General features: G+C 51.4%; 5 protein-coding genes and 1 pseudogene. 3 read left to right on the top strand and 3 right to left on the bottom strand.

Features of this window, described 5'->3' with window-relative positions; all coding sequences use genetic code 11:
- A partial coding sequence (locus tag G3480_RS23810; protein ID WP_164656726.1) for a hypothetical protein occupies nt 1-714 on the bottom strand: 714 nt, incomplete at its 3' end.
- Between the two features lie 745 nt (nt 715-1,459).
- Between G3480_RS23810 and G3480_RS23805 the strand changes: the two genes are divergently transcribed.
- Nucleotides 1,460-2,599 (top strand): glycosyltransferase, encoded by a 1,140-nt coding sequence (locus G3480_RS23805; protein WP_164656725.1) that lies wholly within the window; start codon nt 1,460-1,462, stop codon nt 2,597-2,599.
- 343 nt (nt 2,600-2,942) lie between these two features.
- Here G3480_RS23805 and G3480_RS23800 read toward each other — a convergent pair.
- A pseudogene (locus G3480_RS23800) lies at nt 2,943-4,154 on the bottom strand (ISNCY family transposase); the annotation flags it as partial.
- A 1,402-nt stretch (nt 4,155-5,556) separates the two neighbouring features.
- Between G3480_RS23800 and G3480_RS23795 the strand changes: the two are divergent.
- Both G3480_RS23795 and G3480_RS23790 read left to right on the top strand, forming a co-directional pair.
- Complete coding sequence (locus tag G3480_RS23795) at nt 5,557-6,426, top strand: sulfotransferase domain-containing protein (RefSeq protein ID WP_338114214.1); 870 nt, start codon at nt 5,557-5,559, stop codon at nt 6,424-6,426.
- 76 nt (nt 6,427-6,502) lie between these two features.
- Complete coding sequence (locus tag G3480_RS23790; RefSeq protein ID WP_164656722.1) at nt 6,503-7,708, top strand: lipopolysaccharide biosynthesis protein; 1,206 nt, start codon at nt 6,503-6,505, stop codon at nt 7,706-7,708.
- A gap of 377 nt (nt 7,709-8,085) precedes the next feature.
- Here G3480_RS23790 and G3480_RS23785 read toward each other — a convergent pair.
- Nucleotides 8,086-8,616 (bottom strand): transposase (locus G3480_RS23785; protein ID WP_164656721.1); only part of this gene is annotated, 531 nt, incomplete at its 5' end.

The raw sequence follows: 8,616 nt of genomic DNA, 5'->3' as shown, positions 1-8,616 counted from the left end.
CGAGAGGGGTGTGTTATCAGAACGCCGCACGCTCAGCGCTGCCTCGATGCCAGCCTGTGTGTAGCCGGCGGTCTTTTCCTCGAACTTAGGGTCATCGGGGCCAAATCGGAAATAGAGCGTCGGATAGAGGGCGTCGAGAGAATCAAACAGACCTAATGCTGCTGCGGCATGAATTCCGTTCATTTGCGTCTCTAGGCTTTCCAGGGTGGTGTTAGATCCACTCGGAACTGGAACGCCATAAAGTCCGAGGTTGGCGTTAGGTAACAACTCGCGCGCGATGTCGAGTCTTCGCTTGAATGCGGTTATAAGCTCTTTGAAACGCTCTTCGCCGTTGTCGCTAAGGAAGCTAGAAAACTTCCTGGGGTCCACAGGGATCTCAATATCGATTAAGACCTGCATATCTGGAGTGATACGATTGGCGGGGTTTTTTATGTACCGAGCGAGCATTTCGCGTATTTCATCATTGGTCGTGCTGATGAACTCATCGGTCGTTATCCCTTTGGGCGCGCTGAACCAGCCCGAGCCGACGGATACAGCGCTTGTGGATATACCAAGCCTGCTAAATTCAAGTTGACTTGGGGTGTTTTGCGTCAGAAAGGAAACGTCACAGACCGGTCGCGCCACTTCTTTTTCGTCGGGCTCATTGGCATATATAATCGAAGAAAAAGCGATTACTGCGACAATGAGGATAGGTTGGCTTTTGCTGAGAAACATGTCGGCTGCTCCACGAGGATGAGAATAAAATAGTTCGATGCGAAAGCGCTGGCCTAGGTTGGAGATGAGTTGGCACACTTAAAGTGTTAATTTCTTAGGCTGCGCAGGAAATTGAATAAATCAAAAAGATTTATCTCGACTTTGGCCATTTTGGCAGTCTCCCAGAAAGCTAACTGCTTGAAGTATCGTGAGGGCTGAAAATTAGAGGGGGTCGGAAGGCCCGAACGCCGAAACTGGACCCCTCGTTAATTTTTTCACGCATCGTAAACTCCTGATAAAAAAGAGATTGCCAGCCGGGGAAAATGGCCAAAGTCGAGTTTATGGGCTACTGTGTGACTTTCAGCAGTTTGTGTGCCTTATTTCCCAGGAAGACGCTCCCAGGACGTTGCTGTAGAGGCGAATTCTTCGCTGAGATCCAGCAGTTGCTTACGTTGCTCGACTTTAATCTGACTAGATCGAGCCAAAAGAGACGCAGTCCGCGAAACGATCTCATTGTCTTGGTCAGCTGCTTCAATTTGAGAATACGATCACGCTTTCAGGCGCTCCCATCAACAAAATTGCGGTACTTTTCTGCTGTATGCTCGGCTTCGCTCAGATAGCAAACTGATCAACCAGCAGTGGTGTGCTGTCGGGATACTTTTTGGCCTATTTGGCCGTTTTCGTGTGCGGCTGTTGGTGCCAATATGTTGTCGCTTCGGTTGCAGAAACGTCAGGTAGTTGCATACGCCTGACGACAGGTGAGGATATGTTTGTAACCAAGACGTCGGATCTGCGAGTGCTTCATGTTATCCCAAGTCTCCATCCAGGCCTGGGCGGGCCTTCTGTAAGCTGTCCGAGTTTAGCGTCCGCGCAGGCTGAACTCTGCGCAAGCGTGGGGCTGCTGGCTTACGACTTGTCTGAGAGCGCTTTGAATCGCCTGACTCTTCCCAATTGGGATAGGGTTCACCTTCACTCTATCGCAGTGGACCCGCTTGAGCGGCTGACGGGGATACGTGCTAGGCAGGTGATCAATAGCCTTCTGGGGTGCTACGACGTGGTGCATATCCACGGGGTTTGGACGCCGATGCTTGCCCAGGTATGCCGGGCAGCGCGTGATTCGGGTCTTCCTTATGTCGTTTCTCCTCGAGGTATGCTCGACCCCTGGAGTCTGGCGCAGAAGCCGGTTAGGAAGCGCTTGAGCTTTGCTCTAGCATGGGCTGATATTCTGACGCACGCGCACTTTCTTCATGCGCTTACCGAGATTGAGGCCGAGAACCTTTCGCGTCTGCGGCTTGGGGTCAGAATACAAATTGCACAAAATGGAATCTTCCGCGAAACAATTCTCCGATTGCGCTCCATGCCTGGCTCTGAATACAGTGCGAGGTATGGGAGATATATTTTGTTCATGAGTCGGCTTCACTATAAAAAGGGTTTAGATTATTTAATCGATGGATTTGCTGAGTATGTAAGACTGGGTGGTGAATGCAATCTGGTTATTGCGGGTCCCGACGAAGGGCAGGGGCAGAAAATATCCGCGCAGGTGCGATGTCTAGCTCTTCATAATCGTATTATCTCGATTGGTCCAATATATGGTGATGAGAAGTTTCGTCTATTGAATGGCGCACAGGCTTTTTGCTTGCCGAGTAGGCAAGAAGGATTTAGTATGGCTGTCATTGAGGCTATGGCTATGGGTGTTCCTGTGGTGATCAGCAAGCACTGCAATTTCCCGCGTGTAGCAGAGATGAAAGCTGGTTATGTCGTCGAATTAGACCCTGTTGAGATTGGCCAAGCCTTGTTGGCTGCCGCTGATTCAAACTCAAAGACGGGTGATAGAGGTGCGCGACTCATCGAGTCGGAGTACTCATGGGATTCGGTTGCTCCGAAGCTGCTATCAGCGTATCTCTGAACATCGAAGCGAAAATGTGGTCTTGTCCATCGTCAGGGCAATCGCATCAAGATACGCCAATATTAGCACCTCATTAAAAACATGAATATCAGCAGGTTACCGTATCCATCGCGGAAAATTTCTTCCTGACCTGTTACCGAACACTCGCGCCCCCGATAGGTTGTTGTCGATTCCTACCGTCATCGCGCTACTTTTCCGAAACAGTCTGGGCGTCAGCGCGTGAAAAGAGGGCGATTCGACCAGCAGTTCTCAATTTAAGCCCCTACCCAGTGTCAGGGATTTTGCCTTCCAGTTCATCCAGCATAAATTCCAGCAAATGATCCCAACTCTCGAACGAGAGATATTGCAGCAAAGCCCGCAGATGCTCAAAGAAGGTGCGACGGGAGGGCAACAACCCACGCACGGTGCGATAGCAGACATCAATCCAGTCAAGCGTGGTGTGCACCAGATACGCCAGCACAATCAACGTGGCAAGCAAGTTGGCTAAGTGCTGTTTGCCGTGGCCAAAGTTATGCTCGAAGTGATACCCCTGATTTTTCAGCACATTATTATTTTCATTCTCAATTTTCGAGCGAGTGCGCCCGGCGGTGGCGATCGCCACGACCGTGTCGGCGTGCAGGTAGTGGGAGGTCGCCCAGGCATTGCGAAACACCTCTTTGCCTTTGGTGTCGGTGACGGTGAGTTCGCACCAGTTCAGCAGTAAGGCGTCGTCATGGTTGCGCAGGGGCACCTGGTTGATGAAGCGATAGCGTTCGGTGAGCCGTTGGCGACCATTCCAGGTGGTGCGCTCCAGAGTCTGCAGATCGCCGGTGCGCTCAAAGTCGCTCACCCATTCGTAGAGCACCCCATGGGAATCGGGCTTGCAGACGAACAGCACATGAAAGCCCCGTGCCAAGGCGTCCTCACACAACGGCTGATGACAATAAAGATCATCGCCCAACAGCGTCACGCCCCAGGCGGCGTAGCGATCACCCCAAGCGGCGAGCCAGCGCTTGGCGGCATTGAGTTCGCAATCCTGCTTCTCGGTCCCGTCTTGGGGTTGGACAAATTCCGGTGCCAGGGGCACCACACGCGACTGACCGGGGGCGACGATCACGGGCGTGAGGGCGATGTGGCGGTAGAGGATGCTCCCATCGCGGCGTTCTTGTTGGGTGCAGCAGGGACAGGAGACCTTCTCCGAGGCAAAACAATCGGTGCCATCAAGCGCGATCAGCAACTGTCCGTCGAGAACCCGAAAGGGGGTGAGATGCCCATACCGATAGAGTTGTTCGCCAATGTCGGCGAGCAAGGGATACACCGTCTCCGCCGGGACCATGTCCAATAAGTTACGGATCTGGTTATCGCTCGGGATTTGATGCACGCCAAAGAGCGATTGGGTGCGACTACGCCCGCGCTGCGTCTGCATGCGCCGCTGATAGTCCCGAAACGATGGACTTTGGGTGAAAAAGACCGAAAACGCACTCAGCCCCGCATCTTCGATGACATATTTCTGGTTGTTTCCCCCCTTGCGTCCGTCCGGAAAGGCGCTGAAGGCACGGCGGATGCGCTCCACCAAGCCGCTGGGGGTGAAGGGGGAAGCGACAGGAGCTGGGGCAGGAGCAGGAGCAGGAGGCAGGACGATGGTGGCTTTCTCCTCGGATGGTAGAGACCATTATCCTAGCATGGCTTTAAATTGAGAATTGCTGGCGATTCGACGAGCGCAATGGATTTAAGGAACTGATTTCAACTCGACTTTGGCCATTTTGGCAGTCTCCCAGAAAGCTAACTGCTTGAAGTATCGTGAGGGCTGAAAATTAGAGGGGGTCGGAAGGCCCGAACGCCGAAACTGGACCCCTCGTTAATTTTTTCACGCATCGTAAACTCTTGATAAAAAAGAGATTGCCAGCCGGGGAAAATGGCCAAAGTCGAGTTCAAAAGACCTTAAAATATAATAATATTATAGATCTTTGATGCGATTGCCCTGTGTCCATCGTTTGATAGCATCTGCCAAAGTCTGGAAGGGGAGTGTGGTAAGTATTTTATTCAATAGCTTACCTGATTAGCAGGATTTCTCAGCTAGACGGAGCCAGCTGTCAGGGCGAGGTTCGATGTTGACAGCGTCCACGAGCAAGCGGGTGAGAGTCGTGTCGAGGTGGAAAAGTCGCTTGAAGCGATTGGCGAAGGTGAAGCAAAATATGATCGCTAATGTTTCGAGACAAGCTCCGGAGATGGTCCCAAGCGACGCTTGCGAGCAATTTGATCTGGCGCGGTTGGAAGCGCACCAGCAAACGCGCAGTAGGCATCGATTAGGCACATGTGCAGCAGCTTACAAACTGATCGATGATGTTACGAGTATCCGCCTCAAGGGTGCTCGCGGCGTGGTTTGCAGGCGACGTCGCTCCGAGAACTCAGGAGCTAAGCTCCGAGTGGCTCGACACACTGTAGGAGCGAATGCCTGAGCTGCGTCGGGCGATTTGCAGTACAGCCCAGTTTGACAGGAGCGTTGGTTGTCTTGGTTATTCCTCCGTTGGCTCACGCCTGCCAAAGCCCTTGCTTTTACCTATCTTTATTAAGTGATTCGTGTTCGGGGCAGCATGCCTTTGATCCAACTCATGGGCGTCAATGTTCGCTCTGTTCGCGGGTCCGGAAACCGGTGCGGTAAATGATTGATTTGGGATATCCACGTTAGACTTCTAGGCAGCACCTTTTAAGATGCAGAAATACAATATTCAAGATCAGTAGCTTGCGGAGTCGGCGTGAGCTGCGCCAACGTCAATCGTACCCCATAGACAGCCTAGACTACTGACAATCAGGACAATATTTCGAACACGCTGCGGAACCTTAAAAGGGCTAGACTCTGGGTAAAGCTATGGCCTTTAGGTGCTCCTGCCACTCCCTGCCCACTACGATCATCAATTCAGCGACTCGGTCTTGAATCAAAAAGAGCATTGAGGCATGAAAGTGTTTGTGCGAGTTTTATGCAGATGAAGAGTGGCGCGGGTCCGGATCGACCAGATTTTCTTATCATTGGCTCTGCAAAATCTGGTACAACGAGCTTATACGATGACTTATCTCGGATACCTGGGCTCTATTTGCCTTCGGAAAAGGAGCCGAGCGTGCTAACCCGATACAACAATTTGGCAGGTATGCGACGCGAATACAGGCTTATTTATCGCGATGCGGTACCTGGGCAGCTATGTGGGGACGGTTCGACAAATTATACGAAGTTGCCGCTATATCCTGGCGTTGACAAAAGTGCTTATGCCCTATGCGAAGGGCATCTTAAGCTAATAATGATTATGCGCGACCCGATTGAAAGAATATGTAGTCAGCTCCGTCATGATATTGCGATGAAGAGACTTATGGCTGACGAAGCGGACAGTTTCGTGCTGAGTAATCCTCTCTATATATCCCTTAGCGATTATGCGATGCAGCTACTGCCTTGGGTCGAGACGTTTGGTAAGGATGCTTTGCTTTGTATCAGCTATCATGACTATATTGGTGATCGCTTTAGAGCGGTGACTGAAGTAAGTCGTTTTCTCGGTGTTAGCATGAAGGGCGTCGAACTTGATCGGGGTGTTGTGAGGAATCGGAGCATCGATCTTAGATACACGAGCAAAGGGGTCTCTCGAATGCTTGATATGTCTCTCTACAGACACTTTCTGCGTCGACTGATTTCATCCAAGCTCAGAGCGCGATTTCGTGAAATTATACTTCCCAAGGCGAATGTCCCGCCGATTAGGTTGAGCGAAGCAACTAAGTTGGAATTGCGAAAAAGGTTGCCGCATGTCGAAGACGAAGTAGCTGCATTAGTCGGTCGGCGCATTCGCCTTCATGGCCCTAAATAGTTTGTTGCGGGGTTTGCTGGACACTCAGAAAAGGAGCACGATACTCCTTTATGCGACTAGGCTGAGCGCAATCTTATTGCAATCGTTTGCGCTATTTGTGGTGGCGGCGCTGATCGGAATCGACGAGTTTGGCCGTTTCGCGTTCATGTTTGGCGGGGCTCAGGTCATGACGGTTTTCTTCGAAGCCGGGAGCCCTCTTCTCTTGCTGCGCGTGCTACCGGCGAGAGACGTTGCTGCAGGTGGTTGGGGTAGCGCGGCACTTGTCATTCGCTGCTTGCTCCGGACGCTTGTGCTTGCACTCGCGAGTTTAGTGCTTGCGACGGCTCTACTTGTTTGGGGTAATGCCGAGATCGGGAGAGAATTGCTGCTGGCAGCGCTCACAGGTTTCTTACTTAGCGTTCTTCATAATTTGATTGCCGTTGTGCGAGTGGCGAAGTCTGCGATATTCAGCATGCTGCTCAATGATGTATTTCCTCACCTTGGTTTCTTTCTGGTGTTAATTGTATTTATTGCGCTCGGTGGGCAGAGTGCAGAGTGGCTAATCTTAATCTACTGCTTCGCCGTCTTGGTTGCTGTCATCCTCTCCATTATTTCGTGTAAAACCTATCTAGTGGATAGGGGGCCATATTGGTGTGATGCCGGCGTTGGTGAAGTCTTCCGCATTAGTCACTTCTGGGGCGGAGCGTTGAGCGGCGCAGCTCTGTCTCAGTTGGACATCATGCTTGCGCGAGTGCTTCTAGACGAAGGGATGCTCGGAATTTATGCCTTATTACGTAGGACTTCTAATTTCGTTTCGATGCCACAAGTAATTGCTAACTGGACCATAAATCAACAAGTGGCACGGGAGTTCCAGCGACGCGACATTTCAGCACTGCAGGAACTCGCAAATAGAGGGCTGGCGCTCGCGGTTCCAGTCTCTTTGTCATTGCTTGTATTAATTGCGACTTTCTCAGTGTGTTGGCTTCCTTTGTTCAACGTTGAACCGGATCGCACTGTGGTCTCCTTGCTGATCATCTTGCTGTTCGCACAAGCTGTCAACGTCTTATTCGGGGCTAATGCTCTGTTCGCTACTCAATGTGATCAAGAAGCTTACTTGTTTCAATTAAGACTACTTACGCTTGCGCTGTCGGCTGCTGTCATGGTTCTTGCTGGATGGCTGTTTGGGGCGATGGGTCTCGCTTTGACCGTGCTTTTTGCGATGGGTATTATGAATGCAGCGCTTTCATATCGAGTGAGGTGTGAAGTGGGTGTATGGACAACGGTGCGAATTTTAATTATTTAATCACGCGTTAGCTCTGTAAATGAGGCAAGCGTAGATGGTAATGCGTGAATGTGTGAAATGAAGTACGCATTCAGATCCATGTCTTTAACGATATTACTATCCGCGATTCGTATTCAGCGTTGAAATCACATGTCCCGATTCCTGTGTGCTAAAGATAGATCGATTAGCGAGTTCGTAAGCTGGGGCTCTCAACTGCTTGCGCAGGCTGGTTGACTTAATTTGATGAATAAAAAAAATGAAGTGAGCTGAATGCCGGGCTGATCGGGGTATGTGCCATTTTATTAATGAAAAAAAGATGGCGTTAGTCTATATAGATATTTCACCTGTCATGGAGACGCTAGTGCAACAGAGTGGAAATCCCGAGACTGTTTAATCATTCATGCCGCGAGCGGCTTTCCCTCATAGGTCCAGCGGAAGGGCTTGGCCAACGTGCGATTGAAGAAGTCGATGAAATCGCTAATGCGTTTGTGAAGATCGTCGATGGAGGTGAAGTTGCCACGGCGTAGGACTTTGCGCGCCAGGATCGAGAACCACATTTCGATCTGATTGAGCCACGAGGCGTGCTTGGGAGTGAAGTGAAAGACGATGCGATGACTCGGATCGCTGAGGAACGCGGTGCGTGTGGCCATGGACTTGAGGATGCCGTAACGCTCCTTCACACCGAGGTCGCCCTCGAAACCGATGGCCTCGGCGATGAGGCGCACAACCGCCTCGGAGCAATGGATGTTGAGGTTGTCCATGACCAGATGCCACGGGGTCTGAGCTGGACGCTGGGCGAGCAGTGCGGCGAGATAAGCGGCGAAGTCCTCGCTCGTGCGGGTCTCACCGAGGTGGTAGAAGACCTGCCCGGTGACCACGCAGAAGGTCGCAATGAGGGTGAGGGTGCCGTGGCGGATGTATTCGAATTC

The sequence above is a fragment of the Thiorhodococcus mannitoliphagus genome (genome assembly GCF_010915725.1).
Classification (GTDB): Bacteria; Pseudomonadota; Gammaproteobacteria; order Chromatiales; family Chromatiaceae; genus Thiorhodococcus; species Thiorhodococcus mannitoliphagus.
Note: the sequence above shows the minus strand (reverse complement) of the source record. Positions and strands in the feature narration are given on the sequence as shown.

Coding starts and splice junctions, on each gene's coding strand:
- G3480_RS23805 (WP_164656725.1), top strand. CDS start 1,460: ATGTTTGTAACCAAGACGTCGGATCTGCGAGTGCTTCATGTTATCCCA.
- G3480_RS23795 (WP_338114214.1), top strand. CDS start 5,557: ATGCAGATGAAGAGTGGCGCGGGTCCGGATCGACCAGATTTTCTTATC.